This is a genomic window from Phocaeicola paurosaccharolyticus JCM 15092 (assembly GCF_000613805.1).
Classification (GTDB): domain Bacteria; phylum Bacteroidota; class Bacteroidia; order Bacteroidales; family Bacteroidaceae; genus Phocaeicola; species Phocaeicola paurosaccharolyticus.
On record NZ_BAJR01000001.1, the window covers coordinates 241,349 to 260,960 of the forward strand.

Consider the following 19,612-nt stretch of genomic DNA (forward strand, 5'->3'; position numbering starts at 1 on the left):
CAATTTAAAAGTTAAGATTTAATCCAAGCATGAATACGCGTGCATGAGGATAAATACGGTTGTCGATACCGTTGTTATTGAATTCAGGATCTACTCCGTCATATTTTGTGATAACGAATGGGTTCTGAACTGTAGCATATATTCTTGCATTCTGTGATTCGTTGAATATCTTATCGAATCTATATCCTAAAGTGATGTTGTCACATCTCAAGAATGAAGCGTTCTGGATATAGTAGCTTGAGAAATAACGTACGTCAGAGAAGTTTGTAGCAATAGCACTGTTGTTACGGTTCTTAAGGAATCCGGCAGGATCGTAAATTGAACTTCCGTGAGCTTCAGTATTTGACTGAACGTTATTATAAGCATAGTTACCGATGCTAGCTCTCAAAGAGAAAGCAAAGTCCCAATTCTTATAAGATAGGTTAGAAGAGAGTCCCATGATTACATCAGGAGCAGCTTTCTTGTAAGCAACAAGGTCATTCTCTTTCTTGATTTGTCCATCGCCATCGATGTCTTCGTAGTAACCTTCAATAGGACTTCCACTCTGATCGTATACCTGTTTGTATACATAGAATGAGTTGTATGGTTTACCTACCTGATGTATAAGTATATTATTACCTGTACCACCGTCAATACCACCATGAATTACACCCTGATAGCTTGGGTCATCATTGAAAGTAAGTTTTGTAATCTTGTTCTTATTGTAAGATACGTTATAGTTCACTTCCCAATTCCAGTCTTTTGAAACGATAGGACGTGCAGTTAGAGTGAATTCAACACCTTTGTTAACAAGTGAACCTACGTTTGTAAGAAGTTCATTGTTATAGTTAGAGCCTCCAGGGATAGGAACTCTGTTAAGCAAGTCTTTAGTCTCTCTATAGTAGAAGTCCAATGTACCAGTAAGACGGTTATTTATCAATCCATAGTCCAAACCTGCATTCCAAGTGGTAGTCTTTTCCCATTTCAAATGCTCATCATAAGCTTCTGGACGAACCAAAGAATATTTGTTATTACCGAAGAAGTAGTTTGCACCAGATTTACTATATGTATAGCGAGCAAGATATGGATAGTCACCATTGTTCAAGTCTTGCTGACCGGTGATACCCCAACCAAGACGAAGTTTCAAATCAGAAACAGCAGCAACATTCTTCAAGAATGATTCCTCTTTCAACTTCCATGCAAGAGCAACAGATGGGAATAATCCCCAACGGTCATTTTTGCTGAAACGTGAAGAACCATCATCACGTACAGTGAATGTAAGCAAGTATCTGTTCATGAATGTATAGTTCATACGTCCGAAGAAAGAGATTAGATAGCTCTCAGTAGGATATTCAGGATCATCATCTTTATATTTCTCAGTACCATATTTGTCTGCCATAGCAGCTGAATAAGGGTATTTAGTGCGAACATTGCTGTAGAAATGCTGCCATGAATAACCACCCATAATATCGAAATGGTTGTTGCTGTCGAAATCTTTGTTATAGTTAAGATAGAAATCTAAAAGGTGATTTCTCTTTAACTGCCAGTATTCAGTATTTTCTCCAAAACCATTCTTGAAGCCACCTGTACACCAGCTGATAGCTGAGTTGTCTGCAATTATCTTCTTACCATCACTCTTTGATACGTCATAACCAATGTTTAAGTTAGCACGTAAACCTGGAATGTAAGAGAACTGATAGTCTGCCTGGATATTACCTATACTTCTGTAGACATTTGAGTTATCATCAATTTCGTTAAGATATGATAGTGGGTTAGCAAGACCAATTTTAATAGGTTCGTTATTTGAATCTAGTGACATGTAGTAACCGTTACCATATTGTGAGCCCTCCATATAGATAGGCTGTGTAGGGTCAAACTGGATAGCAGAGTTGATTGCACCTGTATCAGCATAACGGTTCTTGTTGTATACACCCTTTACATTGATTTTAATATCAAGTTTGTTGTTTAAGAATTTAGGGTTAAGTGCTATAGATGCAGTAGTACGTTGTAAGTTTGATGTCTTAAGGATACCATTGTCATCTGTATAAGATAAAGAAGCACGATAAGGCATATTAGCAACAGCACCAGAAACGCTTACGTTATGGTCAGTACTGAAAGATGTTCTGAAAATCTCATCCTGCCAGTTTGTATTTGCTGTACCTAAAGCTTTTACCTGAGGAGAATCTGCTGCGTAAAGACTTTTTACATAGTCAGAGTAAACCTGTGCATCCATAACGTCTACTGTCTTAGCTTTATTGCTTATAGAGAATGAACCGCTATAGCTAACATTTACCTTGCCACTCTTTCCTGTCTTAGTTGTTATGATGATTACACCATTTGATGCACGTGAACCATAGATTGCAGTAGCAGATGCATCTTTAAGAATAGTAAAACTTGCGATATCGTTAGGATGGATACTTGACAATGGGTTTGCCATACCTTTAATTCCACTGTTGTCAACAGGTACACCATCGATAACGATCAATGGGTCATTACTAGCTGACATAGAAGAACCACCACGGATACGGATAGTTGCAGCAGAACCTGGAGCACCACCATCAGTTACTACGCTCACACCTGCAGCCTTACCAACAAGAAGGTCGGAAGCCGAAGTTGCCATACCTTTAGTTAACTTGTCTGCATTGATTGCTGTAACAGCACCTGTAGCATCGTTCTTTTTTACCTGACCGTAACCGATTACTACTACATCTTCCAACATCTTTGAATCGTCTTGCAATATTACGTTCATATTTGCTGTAGCCTGTAGCTCCTGTGGCTGGTAGCCTACAAAAGAGAAAATGAGAGTACTACCTCTATTTACATCAAGCTGAAATCTACCATCAAAATCGGTTATTGTACCAGTTGTGGTGCCTTTCACAATTACATTTGCGCCAATAATAGGTTCCCCTGTAGCGTCTTTTACGAGTCCCTTGACATTAATTTGCTGTGCAAACATATCAGCGGACACGAATACTCCTATTAACAGAAGTAATAGCTTAAACATAATTTTTTGTTTCATGTCTTTAAATTTAAAGTTAAGATTTTATCTCTTTTCGTTTATATATTTTACCTGTCGAAAACTGCTCTTAAAGTGATTGCTATCTCTTTTAATTATTACTTTAACTCCTTTACACTTATTGCAAATCCACCACCATTAGCAGCTTTTATGGTCATTTTGCTCTTATTGGTAACAACCTTATTTGTTATGGTATAAGATTGTGGGTTCTTTCTCCAGTCTGCATCTTTACCATCTGCATAAACTGTTGCCAAATATTTCTTTCCTTTATCAAGAAAACCGAAATCTAATTTTGAAGTGTGACCGCCTTCACCTGCTGTACAGCCAATGTACCAGTCATTACTAGCTTTTGCTTTTCTTGCAATTGTGATATACTCACCCGGTTCAGCCTCCAAGTATTCTGTCTTATCCCAATCTATTGCCACATCCTTTATGAATTGGAAAGCATCCATGAATCTCTCATAATTCTCAGGAATATCTGCTGCCATCTGAAGTGGGCTGTACATAGTTACATAGAGAGCAAGTTGTCTAGTCAGTGTTGAGCGGACATGTGAATTATTGGTTGGATTCATCACACTGCAATCTTGTTCGAAGATTCCCGGGGTGTAATCCATTGGACCACCAATTAGTCGTGTGAATGGAAGGATAGTAGTGTGGTTGACATTATTTCCTCCGAATGATTCATATTCAGTACCTCTTGCAGATTCATTTCCAATAAGGTTAGGATAAGTTCTACATAATCCTGTAGGTCTTGTTGCCTCGTGAGCGTTGACCATGATTTTGTAATCAGCCGCTTTCTTAACAGCATAGAGGTAATGGTTATTCATCCATTGTCCATAGTGGTGTTCTCCTCTAGGAATGATATCGCCTACATATCCGCTCTTTACAGCGTTGTATCCGTTATCTACCATAAACTTGTACGCTGCATCCATGTGACGCTCGTAGTTACGTACTGAGGAAGATGTTTCGTGGTGCATCATAATACGTACACCTTTTGATTTAGCATAGCTTTGAAGGGCTTTAACATCGAAGTCAGGATATGGAGTCAAGAAATCGAATACATAATCTTTGCTCTTACCAAACCAGTCTTCCCAACCTTCGTTCCATCCTTCTACCAATACCTGTGAGAAACCATGCTTTGCAGCAAAGTCAATATATCTCTTCACATTCTCTGTATTAGCTGAATGACGTCCGTTAGGTTTAGTCTTTTTATAATCTGTAACTCCAAGTTGTACGCTTGGCAACTCGTCAGTATAAGCCCAACTTCCTTTGTTGGTTATCATATCCCACCATACACCTATATATTTTACAGGAGTGATCCATGATGTATCAGCAAGCTTACAAGGCTCATTAAGGTTAAGAGTGATGCGTGATGCAAGAATCTTACGTGCATCATCACTAACGATGATTGTACGCCATGGTGACTTGCAAGGAGTCTGCATATATCCTTTGTCGCCCTGAGCATCTGGAGTAAGCCAAGATTCGAATATCATGTTCTTGTCATCTAAGTTAAGGTTCATACATGAGTAATCAACAAGGGCCGCTTCATGGATATTAATATATAGACCGTCCTCTGTTTTCATCATTAAGGCTGTCTGTACACCTGTAGGAGAGAATGGTGTCTGAGATGAGTTGGGAGTGATTGCTTTTTTCATTAGACCTCTAATCTCAGAAAGTTTAGAGATTGTGTAATCATACTCTTGTGTATCATAGTCTCCTGGAATCCAGAATGCTTTGTGATCCCCATTCATTGCAAATTGGGAATGCTCTTCTTTTATAACAAAATAATTAAGGTTTTGTTGTTGAGGGAATTCATATCTAAATCCAAGACCATCGTTGAACAAACGGAAACGGATAACCAAATTTCTGTTGTTTGTTTTTTGGAAAAGGTTTATATATAATTCGTTATAATTATTGCTTATTTCACTTTCCTCACCCCATACCGGTTTCCAACTCTCAGTAAAATTTGAAGTTATTTTTTCTTTAAGTGTGAAACCATCGTAAAAATTAGTTTTTGAATCTAACTTATCGGTATCTTTATTTTCTCTCCATTCAAAATCAGTCTTCTTATTAGGATCTTCTTTTTTAAGTTCCAGACCAAGCTTACTTGTTTTGATGACTGTTTTGCCAAAGTAAAGTAAATCGTAAGTTGGGGCTCCCTCTTTATCAAGAGTAAAAGTCATCTTTAGATTTCCATCAGGAGATGTAATAGATGTTTGTGAATTCACATAAAGTGAATAACAAAATAACATACTTGCAAGGATAATTCCTTTTATTCTCATATCAATTAATATTAAATTGTCAGCTAACTAGTAATTAGAGATACTTTATTGATCTCGTTTATACAAATTTATATTCAGAAGTCGAAATCAATCTTATCAATAAAAAAAATATAAATAATATAACACCTAATTATTTGTTATATATCTGACTATTAGTTGTTTGTAAAAAGTTCTTTAGTGAAAAAATATAAATCTTTATTAAATTTTAGAACTCTAAAATCAATATATCTCGCTTGTTTAGGTGTAGTGGGCTATCTAAATTGATAGTCTTATTATCAAGAATGTTTCTTGCACTTTTCTTAGGGAGTATCTCCTTGAATATAGATAGATCAAGAGTCTGTTCCTGGTTTCTTCCGTTAATCATAACTACAACAGATTTATCGCCTAACTTTCTTTGATATACATACACACCCTTCTGTGGTGGGAAATGTTTAAGTGTTCCTTGAGCAATTAGCTGGCTGTTTGCCTTTCTCCAGTTCAAGACAGTCTTTACAAAGTTAAAAGCTTCATTCTGCCTAGCATCTCTACCTTGTGCAGTGAAATAGTTATCCTTATCTCCATTCCAACCACCAGGGAAATCGCATCTTAACATACCGTCACCCTTAGCTTTATCACCAGTCATAAGTACTTCATCACCATAATATAGCTGTGGGATTCCACGAGTTGTCATCATGAATGCTATAGCCTGTTTGTAACGGTCAAGGTTGCTGGTATCTTCAGGATGAACAAAGAAGCGAGAAGTGTCATGGTTATCAAGGAATACTAATAGATTATGTGTATTGCTGAATACTATGTCCTGAGATATATATTCATAAAGATTGAATAGACCTCCATTCCAGTCTGTAGTCTCCTCATCAAATGATCTGTTCATTAGCTGCAGTAGAGGGAAGTCCATAATAGTTGGGAGGTATGAATTCTTAGGTGCAGCCAATTTGCTGTCTTTTTGCCAGTATGAAACAAGAACGTTACTGCCCAGCCAGCATTCACCTACTATATTGAAATTAGGATATTCGTTCATAACTCTTTTACACCAACGTGCCATCATATCGAAATCAGCATATGGATATGTATCCTGACGGATTCCGTTAATTCCTGAATATTCTATCCACCATATACTGCTTTGGTATAGGAAGTCTTCAACAAGACGATTTTTATGGTTGAAGTCAGGCATAACAGTATCGAACCATCCCTTCTCTGATGAAATCTTAATTGCATCCGCTGCATAAGGATCCGACTGTGAAATTGTCTGGAAAGAGCAAGGCATGTATTTACCCTCATTATTGAACCAATCTTTTGAAGGCATATCTTCGAAAAGGAAGCTCTCACTGCCGCAGTGGTTGAAGATCATATCCATGATAACCTTTATACCTAGATCATGAGATAACTTTACGAAGTTCTTAAACTCTTGATTTGTGCCGAAACGACGATCTATCTGATAATAGTCCGTTGTAGCATATCCGTGATATGATGTCTTTGTCATGTCGTTCTCAAAAAGAGGATTGAACCAGATTGCTGTCACACCAAGGTCCTTTAAATAATTCAAATTATTTTCTACACCTTTAATATCACCACCATGTCTAGCAGATGGATTATTTCTGTCGACAGCATTCTCGCGCATATCTTTGATAACGTCGTTCTTTGGATTGCCATTACTGAACCTATCCGGCATTATAAGATATAGTACATCTTCATCTGTAAATCCCTGTATGTTTGATGAATTTGCTTCGCGTTGCTTAAGCTCGTAAGGAACAACGGTTTTTTTCTTGCCGTTCTTAAGAATTATATTGAAAGTTTGAGGCTTTGCATCTGATAAATCTACATACAGCATAAGATAATTAGGATTATCCACTTTGGCTATTTCCTTTATTTTAATGTCATCTGTAGATAATGTAACATCTTCTGTATAGATATTATCACCATAGAGCATAATCTGGAGTGTTGAATCTTTCATGCCGGACCACCAGAATGTTGGAGCTATCTTCTTTATCTTCTCTGCACTTACAGACTGACTGATAAAAGTGCATATGAGTAATGAAATGATTATTGTAAGTTTTCTCATAATGTATAAGGATTAACTATTTGAAACAAATGTATAAAGTAAGTGGAACTAATATTTGAAATAGAATATATATATAAGTATAATGATGGACTAAAGTGATGATTATAAAATGTTTCAATGTTTTTTGTTTAAGAAAAATATAAATGAATATTAAAGAGATATTATATCTTTTATGTTTTATTTATATATATTTGTGTAACTGTTAATCGAAAACAATAATTTCATAGATATGAAAAAGATCTTTACCTTCTCTCTGTTTCTTTGCCTCTTTAGCTTATCTCTTTATGCTCAAGGTAAATCATATGAAAGCGTTATTAATGAGCTTGACAATGTAATATATAATAAAGGGAAATACTTGCAGAACAGGGAGGTAAGGATAAGTTCAATTAAGGATAGGATTAAAAATAGCTATAACAAATCAGATCGATACGCTCTGTACGATAGCCTCTATACTGAATACCTTCACTACCAGACCGACTCAGCTTGTCATGTGTACGTATAATGAGCAAACTGATTCCTGCTGCCAATAGTGCTGCCCATGAGAATGAGTTGAAGATAATGACTTCGGAAGTATATAGCCTTATGGGCATGTATAACGAAGCTTATGAGCTGCTATGTAGCATAGATAAATCAACATTAGACAGGAGTCTTTTAAACTACTACTATCGTACTTTAAGAGCTTATTATGGATGGATTGCTGATTATACAACAGGAACAGAGGAGAAGAAGAGATATCTGCTTAAAACGAATCAATATAGAGACTCTATAATTATTACCACAGATAACAAGATAGACATGGGTATAGTTGAGGCTGAGCAGTATACCCTTAAAGGACGCCCTGATTCTGCACTTGTAATATTAAACTCGCTTATTAAGCAATCTTCAGACCGTCAACAACAGGCTTATATAAACTATACCATATCGGAAACTTATGCTGCAATGGATAACATTGAAAAGCAGATCTATTTCCTTGCAAAAACTGCTATCGTGGATCTTGAAAATGGAACTCGTGAGTATGCTTCACTCCAAAAACTTGCTGAGCAGATGTTCGAAGAGGGTGACATTGATAGAGCGTACAGATATCTGAGCAGATCTATGGAGGATGCTGTGTCATGTAATGCTAGATTAAGGTTTATTGAGGTTACCAAGTTTTTTCCTATAATTGATAAGGCATATAAAATAAAGGAAGACAAGGCAAAATTTGTATCTAACATACTGCTTATAAGTATAAGTATACTATCTATTTTCCTTATTGCTGCAATATTCTATCTATACATATGGATGAAGAAACTTTCGGTAATGCGACGTAATCTTAGTATAGCTAACAAACAGTTGCAGGCAGTAAATAAAGAACTTGAGCAGACAGGTCATATAAAGGTTGTATATATTGGGCGTTACCTTGATAAATGTGTGAACTACCTTGATAAGATTGAGCAGTATAGGAGGTCGCTTGCCAAGTTAGCCATGGCATCGAAGATGGAGGAACTCTTTAAGGCAATTAAGTCGGAGGAGTTCATTAAAGATGAGAGAAAAGATTTTTATAATGAATTTGACAAGTCATTTATTGAGCTATTCCCTAATTTTATAACAAAGTTCAATGATTTATTGATGGATGATGCCAAAATATATCCAAAATATGGTGAGATACTTACAACAGAACTTCGTATATTTGCTTTAATCAGATTGGGAGTAACCGACTCAAACAGCATAGCTCACTTCTTGGGATACTCACTCGCTACAATATACAATTACCGAAGCAAACTAAGGAATAAAGCAAAAGGTAATAAGGATGAGTTTGAAGAAGATGTAATGAAAATATGATGAAGATATAACTATTCGTTAACCTAATAACATTATGAAACAAATTCAGGATTTAAGTTTTATGAAGCTTTGGAACATTAGTTTTGGCTTCTTCGGAGTTCAAATAGCTTATGCACTTCAGAGTGCAAATATCAGTAGAATATTTTCAACACTTGGTGCTGATCCACATAACCTAAGCTATTTTTGGATTCTTCCTCCTTTGGCGGGAATTATTGTACAACCAATCGTAGGAGCAATGAGTGATAGAACCTGGACGCGTTTTGGAAGACGAATACCTTATCTCTTTGTGGGTGCCCTTATAGCTGTTTGTGTGATGTGTCTTCTACCTAATGCCGGTAGCTTGGGCCTTACTGTATCATCAGCAATGATCTTCGGACTTATTTCTCTTATGTTTCTTGATACATCTATTAATATGGCTATGCAGCCATTCAAGATGATGGTGGGAGATATGGTAAATGAAAAACAGAAAGGACTTGCTTACTCTATTCAGAGTTTCCTCTGTAATGCAGGTAGTCTTGCCGGATATCTCTTCCCATTCATATTTGCTGCTATTGGTATAAGTAATATTGCTCCTAAAGGTGTAATACCTGATTCTGTAATATATTCATTCTATATAGGTGCCATAATTCTTATTCTTTGTGTGATATATACTGCTGTGAAGGTTAAAGAGATACCTCCTAAAGAGTATGCGGAGTATCATGGCATAACTGAGAACGAGAAGAACGATAAGAGTAACATGTTTAAACTTCTTGTAAAGGCTCCTAAAGTATTTTGGACAGTTGGTCTTGTTCAGTTCTTCTGCTGGGCAGCCTTCATGTTTATGTGGACATATACTAATGGAACTATTGCTGCCAATGTATTTGATACTCCAGTGGTACAGTCTATTGTTGATGGCGTGAGCGTATTAAGACTTGATACTCAGTCTGTGCAGTATCAAAGTGCAGGTGACTGGGTAGGAATACTCTTTGCCGTTCAGGCTATAGGATCTGTTCTATGGGCTCCTATAGTTCCTCTGTTCAAAAATACAAAATTAGCCTATGCTCTTAGTCTTGTACTTGGTGGAGTAGGATTTATCTCAATATTCTTCATTCATAATCAATATGCACTATTCTTCTCTTTTATCTTGATAGGTTTTGCTTGGGCTGCTATGCTTGCATTGCCATTCACTATATTGACAAATGCGTTGAAAGGTGGTCATATGGGAACTTATTTGGGACTATTCAATGGTACAATATGTATACCTCAAATAGTTGCCGCTTCATTGGGAGGTACCATACTGAATATGTTCAGCGTAAGCGGTAAAATAGCTCCTGAGGTAAATATGCTTGTACTTGCCGGGATATTCCTAATAATTGGTGCAGTATGCGTTCTCATTGTTAAAGAGAAAAAGATTGCTATATCTTAATTGTAGTTTTAAACACCGATTTGGGGTATAGAAAATATACTTTTTATATTTGTTTTTTGAAACTGAATTTGCAAAATATGTTCCCTTTTATAGGACAATAATTGAACTATAATATTGAAACAAAGAAATATAGACCTAAATAAGTTATATTATTTCTAGCCGACAAAAGGAAAAGAGCCATATCATTCTCTATTTTGAGAAAAATATGGCTCTTCAATTTATTCATAGATACGGTTTTAATCATTGATTAAAGATAACCCAGCATAAAATGATAGTTTAATCATCTTTTCTTTATTGCGATTTATAGTCTACTCTTATTTATACATACTCATATAGTTACAGCTCTTATCATCTTATAATTTCGACTATTCTTGAGTTCCATTTATAGAGAAGAATTTATCATATTCTTCCACTATTATCTATCATAGATCTTATCTTATTATTAATCCTATCGCTCTTCAACAGCTCTTCTATAGTGAGATGCATTCTATAGCGCCAATAGTGTTTTGGATTGGCAGGAACATTTATTCTTTCTGCTTCTGCATCCTTATTACGCATCTGTTCATCTATCGACATCCAATCTTGGAAAGAGAGTATGCATAGCAGTGACGGACATTCCAGATGGCGGCGTACTATTTCCTCACACAACCATCCTGGAGCCTCTTTTGGAGCAGTGTCCCAATGACCTAATACATGGTTATAGTATCTGCAAGACTGATCGTAATCCTCTTCCCACCAGCCTCTCAGAGTGCTCATATCATGAGTTGATATAGTACATACAGACTTATATGGGTACTCCCATACATGTCCGAATTCATGTTCAGGATTTTTTGGCATACATTGTATCTCAAGACTTAATATCTGAAGTTCATCCATAACCCATGGTACACAATCGGGCACCATTCCTAAATCTTCTCCACATACTAGCATATCGGTTGATTGTGTTAGCACAGGTAGCTTTTTCATTGCCTCTTCATACCAGAATTTGTTATGACGGTTGTAGAAATAGTTGTTGTACAATTTGTTGAATGCCTCTTTCTCCTGCCAGCTTAATCTCTCGAATATTAAGTCATTTTGAACGGCTATTCTTGGGTGATACATTTTTGAAGAGTTTCTGTCTCTTACAAATAGGACATTGCTTATTAAAGAGTAAAGTCCCTCTTTTATATTGTTGCTCTCCTCATCACTTCTATCTTTAAAGTATGCCTCTATCTTACGCTGAGTGTCGTACTCTGGCAGCATGGCATATATGTCATGGTGTTTATTGGCAAGGAATGTCTTTTTTACTTCATCACGTTTATCACCAAATATCCTATAAAGTATATCTTCATTAATAAATGGTTGAGTCATGAACTCTTCCTGGAAATGAAGGCCATATTGCTCAATCTCATTTACACTCATAGGAAGGGCAGGTACAAACTGTCCGAGGAGACCATGTACTGAATTTGATGGTATTTCCCATATTCTAAAGAATCCAAGGATATGATCTATACGATAAGCAGTGAAATATTCTGCCATCTTGCGGAATCTCTTCTGCCACCATTCGTAGTTGTCCTTCTCCATAACATCCCAGTTGTATGTAGGGAATCCCCAATTCTGTCCATTCTTTGAGAATGCATCGGGTGGGGCTCCTGCCTGTCCGTTCATGTTGAAGTAATATGGTTCTATCCATGCCTCAACACTGTTTCGGCTTATTCCGATAGGGATGTCCCCTTTGAAAATAATACCTTTCTCACGTGCATAATTACTAGCTTCAAGAAGCTGTTCGTGGAGGAGGTATTGGATATAGTAATAGAATGATATCTCTGCATAAGCACTACTGGTTTTGGCACATAATGCTTTAATCAGTTCAGAATTATAAGTTGAATGTTCAGGCCAAGAGCTGAATTGTGGAGTGCTATATTTATCACGGAGGCAACTGAAAGCAGCATAAGGCAACAACCAATCCTCATTTTTTGCGAAGAACTCCTTGAACTTCTTTGATGATAAAACCTTATTGCCCTCCTGTTTTAATAGCTCTCTTAAATACTCTCTCTTATATTCATTTACCTTTTCATAATCTATCTTTGGTAATTCATTTAGAATCTTCCTCTCTTTTTCGTACCTCTCCTGAAACTCCTTCTCCTTTAGAGTAGGGAGCTTTCTCAAATCGATATACATTGGGTGGAATGCATATATAGAGATGCTGTTGTAAGGGTAAGAGTCTGTCCAGCTGTTTGTTATTGTTGTGTCATTAATAGGGAGTATCTGTATGGCACTCTGATGAGTAAGGACAGCCCAGTCAACAAGACTTTTAAGATCGCCGAAATCGCCCACACCATAACTTCCCTCACTTCTTAATGAGAAGACAGGTATTGCAGTGCCTGCAACTTTCTGTATATGAGAGTAGAATTTTACTTCTGCTTCTTGTGCAGCATATATCTCTCCCGGTTGCATATGCTCGATAGATATAATTCTATTCTCACGTCCTTCCCATTCAATAATCTCTTTACTATTATTGTCGCATGCAACAAACTTATATTCAAAAGGAAATTGTAGGAAGGCAGTGTTTATAAATGCCCACCACTCGTTAGGCTGTACTTGCTGCATGGTTACTGCTCTTTGTTTGCCCCAATCACCGAAATATGATCCAGAACCACTAATTGCCAAATATGCATTTCGTTTATCAAGAGCTGGTGTTATAGCTCTAAAAAGAATATAACTCTCTTTATCTGAAATGTTTATGCTAAAGTTCTCTTTTGAATCTTTTTTGCTGAATGCTGATGAATAGAGGAATGAGTGATATGGCATATCTCTCCAGTTGTCATCTGCTACAAAGCTAGTGCACGAGTCAATATTTTCCGGTATATGATGAACTACGGTGTTATTCTCCTCTCTAACGAATTTTCCATCTCTGTAAAGAGAGTATTGGTATGTTATCTGTCCAGGATTATTGTTTTTATCAATAGTTAAGGTTGTACTCCAACTTTCTCCGTCGGATGTTGATAACATTATCGGTTCCTTTTTGTTGCCGTTAATGGTTATTGCAATCTGCTCCCCCCATATGGTACGATACTTTATTCTGAAGGTGATTTTCATAATTTTTCGAATTAATGGTTTATCATTTCTCAAATTTATTATAATTCCTCTAATTAGATTTCAACTTAAAATAAAATATAAGTTATAAGCCACTTAAATTTGCTCATGGTCGCAGCAGAATCTTAATAAATCTCCCTTTTTATCGAAAAAAGATTTATAAGAAATAGAATTGACAAAGAAATATAATATAAATGAATTCAAAGAAAAGAGAGGGGTATCCAAACTTGGATACCCCTCTCTAGTATATATTTCAGCTAAGTTTATGCATCTATATTAGCATATGTAGCATTAGTTTCAATAAATTCACGTCTAGGAGCTACTTCATCACCCATCAGCATAGAGAATGTTGTGTCAACACTTGCTGCATTCTCCATAGTAACTTGCTTAAGAATTCTAGTTTCAGGATTCATTGTTGTCTCCCAAAGCTGTTCAGGGTTCATTTCACCAAGACCTTTATAACGCTGTGTGTGAACACCGCTTTCAGATCCTGCATTGTATTTCTGCATGAACTCAATTCTAGACTCTTCAGTGTAGCAGTACTCTTTTATTTTACCTTTTGAACAAAGATATAAAGGAGGGTTTGCAATATAAAGATGACCTTCTAGAATTAGTTCCGGCATATAGCGGTAGAACAAAGTCATGATAAGTGTGTCGATATGTGATCCATCGACATCGGCATCGGTCATTATAATAATCTTATTATAACGAAGTTTCTCGATATTTGCTTTCTTACTATCATCTTCGTCAACACCGAATCGTATACCTAGTGCCTGAATAATGTTGTTTACCTCATCACTCTCGAAAGCTTTATGCCACATAGCCTTCTCAACATTAAGAATCTTACCTCTTAGTGGAAGAATAGCTTGAGTAGCGCGGCTACGTCCTTGTTTAGCAGAACCACCTGCAGAGTCACCCTCGACAAGGAATAGTTCGCATTCGTCAGGATTTCTGCTTGAGCAGTCAGCCAGTTTACCAGGAAGACCACCACCACCCATAGGGCTCTTTCTAAGAACAGACTCACGGGCTTTTCTAGCGGCAATACGAGCTGTTGCAGCAAGTACAACCTTGTCAACAATTGTTTTAGCTTCCTTTGGATGTTCTTCGAGATAGTATGTCAAGGCTTCACCTACAGCTTGTTGTACTGCACCACCGACTTCGCTGTTACCAAGTTTTGTTTTTGTCTGTCCCTCAAACTGTGGCTCAGAAACTTTTACAGAGATTACGGCAATAAGACCTTCTCGGAAGTCCTCACCTGATATCTCTACCTTCGCTTTTTCAAGAGCTTTGCTCTCTTCAGCATACTTCTTCAAAGTACGTGTCAGTGCAACACGGAAACCTGTCTCATGAGTACCACCTTCTATTGTATTGATATTGTTTACATATGAATAGAGAGTTTCACGATATGAAGTATTATACATTAAAGCGCACTCAATAGGGATACCATTCTTCTCTGTATTTATGTATATAACATCTTCAATGAGCTTAGGATTAGTTTCATTCAAGATACGTACATACTCTTTAATACCTTCTTCAGAATAGAATGCTTCACTTCTGTATTTTCCATGTTTTTCCTTTTCTGATTCTCTAAGGTCTTTAAGGGTAATAGTTAAACCTTTGTTGAGGTATGAAAGTTCGCGAAGGCGAGTTCTAAGAACATCATAACTATAAGATACCTTTTCAAAGATAGAACCGTCGGGATGGAAAGTCTGGCGTGTTCCTTGGAGAGTTGTAGTTTCATCAAGCTCTTTTACAGGAGAAACTGGTTTTCCGTATCTGTATGTTTGAGTAAATACCTTTCCGCTTCTGTAGACTGTTGTTGTCATCTCATCAGACAAAGCATTAACGCAAGATACACCGACACCATGTAAACCACCGGAAACTTTATATGATCCCTTATCGAACTTACCACCAGCATGTAGTATTGTCATAACTACTTGCAAAGCAGAGACCTTCTCTTTAGGATGTTCATCAGTCGGAATACCACGTCCGTTATCTTGTACAGTTATAGAGTCGCCTTCGTTAATTGTTACATCAATTCTATTACAATAACCAGCTAGAGTCTCATCAATAGAGTTATCTACAACCTCATATACAAGATGGTGAAGACCCTTTTCGCCGATATCACCGATATACATGGCAGGACGTTTACGTACAGCTTCCAAACCTTCCAGGACCTGAATGTTGCTGCTGAGTAAGCTTCCTCGCCAACTTTCATTTCTTCTTGAGTCATGCTATTTAATATTACAATTATTTGATTTCAAAGGTACAAAAAAATGTTCAATGAAAGAATAGTCTTGCCCTTTAAAATAGCTATCATTTTAAATAAAAAATCAGTATATTTTTATGAAAAGCGGATATATTGAAATAAATTCTTCGATGACTGATAATCAGATGATTATACGTGGAATTATATATCCCCTTGTTTAAATTTTAAATAGTATAACGGAGATAGAAATACAATATCTGATATATTTTAAAATGATTCCACTTTCAATTTCAAAACATTCTGTTTAGATTCAATTCAGGTATACTGATTTGAGAATATTTAGTTTAGTAGAAAGGGCATAATAGTAGTATTTCTACAATATGCCGAGGTGAAAAGTATTATTATTGGAAAGAATACTTTAGAAGTGAAGTTAGGACATTATGTGGCTATCCTGAATAATCTATGAGAATCATACAGATTAACAGATTATTAGAGTATGATAATCGGTAAAACATGGTACAAAGACAAAAGGCTAGATTAAAAAATCCAGCCTGTTTTATCTTTTTTAGTCTAAGACGATGCTTAAGCTAGTTTGCCAATGTAAACAGCCAATTTAGATTTCAAATTAGCAGCTTTGTTCTTGTGGATTATATTACGCTTAGCGAGTTTATCCAACATTTTCTGAACGCTAGGATACATAGCAACAGCTTCTGCTTTGTCAGTAGTTGCACGAAGTTTTTTAACAGCGTTACGCATAGTTTTTGCATAATATCTGTTATGAAGTTTTCTCTTCTCTTCCTGTCTAATTCTCTTAATTGATGATTTGTGATTTGCCATTTCGACTAATCTTTAATTTTATTTTTATTATTTATTTTTTTTTCGTAGTCCGTGGGGGAATCGAACCCCCCTTGCAAGAATGAAAATCTTGAGTACTAACCGATATACGAACGGACCGACTTAATAAGTTCATCAGCCTATCTTCATAAGGGGCTTAAGACATTATTTTCCTCATTAGCGGATGCAAAGGTAGAAACTATTTTCTAAACGGCAAACATTTGAGTAGAAAAATCTGAGTTTCATCTAAAAAAATGGATATTTAGCCTATATTTGTAATTACTCACTTTATATAATCATAGTTATTATTTATGCTGCAGAAAATCAATGGTATTGTTATACATATTATAAAATATAATGATAGCTTTAATATAGCAGATATATTCACACGTGAGAAGGGTAGGGCATCGTTTCTTGTACGTATTCCTAAGAGCGAAAAGCGGGAGTAAGAAACAACCTTTTTCAACCACTTTCAATGATTGAATTGGAAGCAGATTTTCGTGACAACAGACATATATTCAGGGTAAAGAATGCTAAGCCATATATGCCCTTCATTTCAATACCATATGACCCTTATAAGGTGGCAATAGCTCTATTTATATCAGAGTTTCTGAATAGAGCACTCCGTGAAGAGATTCATGATCAACTTCTATATTCTTATATAGAGAATTCAATAAAGTGGTTTGACGAATGCCGTACAAATTTCGCTAACTTTCATCTGGTTTTCCTCCTGAGGATGTCTAGATTCTTAGGTTTATATCCTAATATGGAAGATTATGAGGATGGATCGTACTTCGATATGGTAAACAGCTGCTTTACACCGGGACAGCCTATAAGTGGCGCCTTTATAGGTCCGGAAGATGCATCGCATATACGCATGCTTTTTAGGATGAATTATGAAACAATGCACCTCTTTGCGATGAATAGGGAGCAGAGGAACAGATGCCTTAATATAATAAATGACTACTATCGGCTCCATATTCCTGATTTCCCTGTATTGAAATCAATGGATGTGCTTAAGGAGGTCTTTTCGTAAGATTCAGAATAGAGTTTAAACTTTATATAATAAAATAAGAACCTTTTTCTACTCAGAAATGAGTAAGAGAAAGGTTCTTATTTTATTATGATGTTGGTATTCTTATTAACCCAACAGCTCTTTTACTTTTGCAGAGATAACTCTTCCTTCTGCCTTACCGGCAAGGGCTTTTGTTGCTGCACCCATGACTTTACCCATATCCTGAGGTCCTGCTGCTCCAACGTTAGCTATAATCTCCTTAAGAGCTGCCTCAAGCTCCTCATTGCTCATCTGCTTTGGAAGATACTTTTCGATAACTTCTACTTGAGCAAGTTCAGCGTCGGCCAGGTCTGCACGTCCCTGTTGAGTATATATTGCAGCAGAGTCTTTGCCCTGTTTTGAAAGTTTCTGCATGATTTTCAATGCAGCATCATCTGTTAGTGTATCGTTAGCTCCAGGAGCTGTCTTTGCTTCAAGGAAATACTTCTTTATATTTCTCAAAGTCTCTAAGGCTACCTTATCTTTAGCTTTCATAGCCTCTTTTATATCATTGCTTATCTGATCAAATAAATCCATATTATTGTACATTAAATGTTATAGTATTCATTTCGTTATCTCCATCCTTATCTTCAAACTGCTGAATGTCGGATACAGCTTTAGATTGTATGCTTTCAAGCACACTCTTCGAACGCTGATAAGTAGGAGTTGTCTCAACCATACTTATTATATCGTCGTTATCCAGATCTTCAAGTGTGAAGATATAAGTGTTATAACGTCTTCTCTTTTTCCCTGCTGTAGATGTGGTTTCGCCATAATATCCCTCACGTCTATCATCTTTACGCTGTTCCTCTTCTTCGAGTTCCTCCATTCTCTTCTGTTCTTCGATGGTACGTTTGTTGAGCATATTATCCATCCCAGGTATATCCTTTATACCGAATCCGGTAGCAAGAACGGTGAATTTAACCTTCTCGTCAAGGGTTTCGTCAATATATAGACCCCATTTTGTCTCAACATCTTTACCGAACTTACTCATAAAATCATGAACTTCGTTCATCTCCTCCATCATAAGTTCGCTATTTGTGCTGTATGAGATATTGAATAGAATCTTTTTTGAGTTGAAGATATCGTTGTTGTTCAGCAATGGTGAGTGAAGAGCATCATTTATAGCCTGGCTCACGCGATTCTCACCCGATCCATATCCTGTACTCATAATAGCTACTCCACCATTTTTGAGTACGGTCTTAACATCGTTGAAGTCAAGGTTTATCTTACCTCTTATTGTTATAATTTCAGCTATGCTCTTTGCTGCTATAGAGAGTGTATCATCTGCTTTTCCAAAAGCATTCAGTACGCTCACATCCGAGTATATATCTCTCAGACGCTCATTGTTAATAACAAGAAGTGCATCAACATGTTTACTCATCTGTTCCACGCCGTCAAGAGCCTGGTCAATCTTCTTGTTACCTTCGAATAAGAATGGTATAGTAACGATTCCCACTGTAAGAATATCCATATCCTTTGCTGTACTAGCAATGATAGGAGCAGCACCTGTTCCTGTTCCACCGCCCATTCCAGCAGTAATGAATACCATCTTACATCCGTCGCTTAGCATGTTTTTTACATCCTCGATACTCTCCTGTGCAGCTTCGCGGGCACGATCAGGGCGGTTACCGGCACCAAGTCCTTCGCTGCCTAACTGAAGTTTTATAGGTACCGGAGACTCTGCCAAAGCTTGGTTATCGGTATTACACACAACGAAAGTAACATCGTGAATACCCTCTTTATACATATGGTTTACGGCGTTGCCACCTCCTCCACCAACACCAATTACCTTAATGATACTTGGTGAATCTGTTTGGAAATCGAATGGCATTATAATTTCATCAGACATAATCTTAATAATTATATATAAGTTGA

At 36.7% G+C, this 19,612-nt stretch carries 9 protein-coding genes, 1 tRNA gene and 2 pseudogenes; 3 read left to right on the forward strand and 9 right to left on the reverse strand.

Annotated elements, in window-relative coordinates; translation table 11 throughout:
* Nucleotides 1-4: 4 nt before the first annotated feature.
* The 3 genes from JCM15092_RS00980 to JCM15092_RS00990 all read right to left on the reverse strand — a co-directional run bounded on the left by JCM15092_RS00980 (nucleotide 5) and on the right by JCM15092_RS00990 (nucleotide 7,336).
* Nucleotides 5-2,998 carry a SusC/RagA family TonB-linked outer membrane protein gene (locus JCM15092_RS00980; protein ID WP_024993020.1) on the reverse strand — a complete coding sequence of 998 codons (2,994 nt, stop codon included), beginning with the start codon at nucleotides 2,996-2,998 and terminating at the stop codon, nucleotides 5-7.
* 95 nt (nucleotides 2,999-3,093) lie between these two features.
* Nucleotides 3,094-5,247, reverse strand: a complete 2,154-nt coding sequence (locus tag JCM15092_RS00985) for a glycoside hydrolase family 97 protein (RefSeq protein ID WP_439645888.1) — start codon at nucleotides 5,245-5,247, stop codon at nucleotides 3,094-3,096.
* Nucleotides 5,248-5,482: 235 nt separating this feature from the next.
* Nucleotides 5,483-7,336: a glycoside hydrolase family 13 protein gene (locus tag JCM15092_RS00990; protein ID WP_024993022.1), complete on the reverse strand. Its 1,854-nt coding sequence runs from the start codon at nucleotides 7,334-7,336 to the stop codon at nucleotides 5,483-5,485.
* 229 nt (nucleotides 7,337-7,565) lie between these two features.
* On the opposite strand from JCM15092_RS00990, the pseudogene susR reads away from it, so the two are divergent.
* Nucleotides 7,566-9,157, forward strand: a pseudogene (susR, locus tag JCM15092_RS14535) (SusR family glycan utilization regulator).
* Nucleotides 9,158-9,191: 34 nt separating this feature from the next.
* Nucleotides 9,192-10,562, forward strand: a complete 1,371-nt coding sequence (locus tag JCM15092_RS01000) for an MFS transporter (protein WP_024993023.1) — start codon at nucleotides 9,192-9,194, stop codon at nucleotides 10,560-10,562.
* Nucleotides 10,563-10,961: 399 nt separating this feature from the next.
* On the opposite strand, the gene JCM15092_RS01005 is transcribed toward JCM15092_RS01000, so the two are convergent.
* The 4 genes from JCM15092_RS01005 to JCM15092_RS01020 form a co-directional block, all read right to left on the reverse strand.
* Nucleotides 10,962-13,640 carry a 4-alpha-glucanotransferase gene (locus tag JCM15092_RS01005; protein WP_024993024.1) on the reverse strand — a complete coding sequence of 893 codons (2,679 nt, stop codon included), beginning with the start codon at nucleotides 13,638-13,640 and terminating at the stop codon, nucleotides 10,962-10,964.
* A 260-nt stretch (nucleotides 13,641-13,900) separates the two neighbouring features.
* Entirely contained in the window at nucleotides 13,901-15,775 is a 1,875-nt protein-coding gene (locus JCM15092_RS14540; protein WP_304622514.1) for a DNA topoisomerase subunit B, read from the reverse strand.
* 653 nt (nucleotides 15,776-16,428) lie between these two features.
* Entirely contained in the window at nucleotides 16,429-16,683 is a 255-nt protein-coding gene (gene rpsT, locus JCM15092_RS01015) for a 30S ribosomal protein S20 (protein ID WP_024993025.1), read from the reverse strand.
* Nucleotides 16,684-16,728: 45 nt separating this feature from the next.
* Nucleotides 16,729-16,800, reverse strand: a tRNA-Glu gene (locus JCM15092_RS01020).
* 191 nt (nucleotides 16,801-16,991) lie between these two features.
* Here JCM15092_RS01020 and recO point away from each other — a divergent pair.
* A pseudogene (gene recO / locus JCM15092_RS14545) lies at nucleotides 16,992-17,716 on the forward strand (DNA repair protein RecO).
* Nucleotides 17,717-17,821: 105 nt separating this feature from the next.
* Here the strand turns inward: recO and JCM15092_RS01030 are convergent.
* A complete protein-coding gene (locus JCM15092_RS01030; protein WP_024993026.1) occupies nucleotides 17,822-18,271 on the reverse strand; it encodes a GatB/YqeY domain-containing protein in 450 nt (149 codons plus the stop codon).
* A gap of 1 nt (nucleotide 18,272) precedes the next feature.
* Complete coding sequence (ftsZ, locus tag JCM15092_RS01035; protein ID WP_024993027.1) at nucleotides 18,273-19,586, reverse strand: cell division protein FtsZ; 1,314 nt, start codon at nucleotides 19,584-19,586, stop codon at nucleotides 18,273-18,275.
* Between the last annotated feature and the right edge of the window lie 26 nt (nucleotides 19,587-19,612).